Source organism: Kamptonema formosum PCC 6407, from assembly GCF_000332155.1.
Classification (GTDB): domain Bacteria; phylum Cyanobacteriota; class Cyanobacteriia; order Cyanobacteriales; family Microcoleaceae; genus Kamptonema; species Kamptonema formosum.
This window is the reverse complement of the sequence record NZ_KB235907.1, coordinates 56,210-56,664: the sequence shown is the minus strand read 5'-3', so window position 1 is coordinate 56,664 and position 455 is coordinate 56,210. Positions and strand designations below refer to the sequence as shown.

The window sequence follows — 455 nt, the reverse complement described above, 5'->3', positions numbered from 1 at the left end:
CCTATCCCCTGTGTGCCTTGTCCCTTGGTAGGAGTTGGTGGGAATGTTCAAACACCCTTTTTTAGCGGTGAGTACAACTTCAAATTAGGCGGTTCTAATGGAAAGCAACAGCAGCAACAGCAGCAATCCAAACAGCCAGACAATAGAGCGCCTGGTCGCTGATTACGAACAAGGTTATCTTAGCGAAGAAGTTTTAGCCCGTGCGATTGCAAATAGAGCTGACCAGGCTGGGTTAAATGCTGTTGATTTGGCTTTAGAATTTATGCTGATTGTGTTGGGGATTGTGGCGTTAGGTGTGGCAACTGTACAGCAACAAGCCCCAAATTCAACTCAAAGCAATACATCTCAAAGCGCTGCATTAAACTCTTCTATTGTTAATCAACAACTTGGCTTACCTTCTCCTAACTTTCAAGGGTTATTACCGCCAACTGCACTCGCTCCTATTAGTTCAAAGA

1 pseudogene is annotated in these 455 nt (G+C 44.6%); it reads left to right on the top strand.

Features of this window, described 5'->3' with window-relative positions:
• Positions 1-97: 97 nt before the first annotated feature.
• Positions 98-455, top strand: a pseudogene (locus OSCIL6407_RS31645) (M23 family metallopeptidase); the annotation flags it as partial.